At 56.5% G+C, this 1305-nt stretch carries 1 protein-coding gene; it reads left to right on the forward strand.

Features of this window, described 5'->3' with window-relative positions; all coding sequences use genetic code 11:
- Positions 1-89 precede the first annotated feature (89 nt).
- Positions 90-1268 (forward strand): integrase core domain-containing protein, encoded by a 1179-nt coding sequence (locus tag DFS21_RS26395; protein ID WP_111533459.1) that lies wholly within the window; start codon positions 90-92, stop codon positions 1266-1268.
- Positions 1269-1305 lie beyond the last annotated feature (37 nt).

A 1305-nucleotide genomic window follows, 5' to 3' on the forward strand; every position in this document is an offset into this window, starting at 1 on the left:
GGTATGACTCACCCACATGGGTTACAAATCAGTTCACGCACATAGGTAACAGTCTTTAACTGGCAGGGTCGGTTTTCGAGGATCTGACCATGCCTTGGCGAGAGCTGAAACCTATGGACCTTAAAATGCTTTTCATCGCGGATTACCTGCAGGGGCCGCCCAGCTTCAGTGCCCTGTGCCAGGCCTACGAGATCAGCCGAAAGACCGGCTACAAATGGGTCGAGCGATATGAGAAAGAGGGGCCTTCGGGGCTGGAAGAACGCAGCCGCCGCCGGTTGAACCAAGATTGGGTCGTACCCGCCGCAGTTCGCGAAGCCATCATCGAATTGCGCAGTCGAGGCGAAACGGAACCGGGGCCGAAAAAGATCCAGGCTGCGCTGCAGGAGCGTTTCCCTGATCAGGCGCCGCCCTCGAAGACAGCGATCTACAACATCCTCAAGAAAGCCGAATTGGTCAAACCACGCCGCTTACGTCAGCGTGTAGCGGTCTATCCCAAGCCACTGGAGAAGGCCGAGTCGCCTAACCAGCTGTTCAGTGCGGACTACAAAGGTCAATTTCTGACAGGTGCAGGCGTCTGGTGCTATCCGCTGACGATCATGGATCACGCCAGTCGTTTCCTCCTCGCCTGCCACAGCATGCCCAATACCAACCTGCTGGAAACCCAGGCCGTTTTCACCCAAGTGTTCCGAGAGAATGGCTTGCCTGAGCGGATTCGTACCGATAACGGTGTGCCGTTTGCCAGTAAGGGGCGTGCGGGACTTTCTCAGCTGTCGATCTGGTGGCTGCGTCTAGGCATCATTCCCGAGCGCATTGCGCCTGGTCGGCCTGAACAGAATGGCCGCCACGAGCGCATGCATCGAACGCTCAAAAGCACGCTCCCATCGCCGCCGGCAGTGGCCTGGGAGGCTCAACAACGGCACTTTGATCGCTTTCGGCAGCACTACAATCACGAGCGCTTGCATGAAGCGCTGAAGCAGAAAACACCGGCGTCTTGCTACCAGCCATCTCCACGCCCATTCCCTGAAAAGCTCCCCGAAATGACCTATCCCAGTCATATCGAGAGCTTGCCGGCTGATAGCTCCGGCATCATCAATCGCCGGGGCTTGAGGATCTACGTAGGTTATGTGCTCAAGCACCAGACCATTGGACTGGAGCAGGTTGGGGATGGCGTCTGGGATGTTATTTTCGGTCCCATCATCCTTGGCAGGGTCGATGTGCGGGATGCCACTGATGGTTATGTAACGCTCAAGGTGTTGTCACCTATGTGAGTGAACTTTTGTGTAACCCATGTGGGTGATCCGTACA

Source organism: Pseudomonas sp. 2848 (genome assembly GCF_003253945.1).
GTDB lineage: Bacteria > Pseudomonadota > Gammaproteobacteria > Pseudomonadales > Pseudomonadaceae > Aquipseudomonas.

Bases quoted from the DNA above. Each gene is read 5' to 3' on its own strand.
- DFS21_RS26395 (WP_111533459.1), top strand. From the start codon at position 90: ATGCCTTGGCGAGAGCTGAAACCTATGGACCTTAAAATGCTTTTCATC.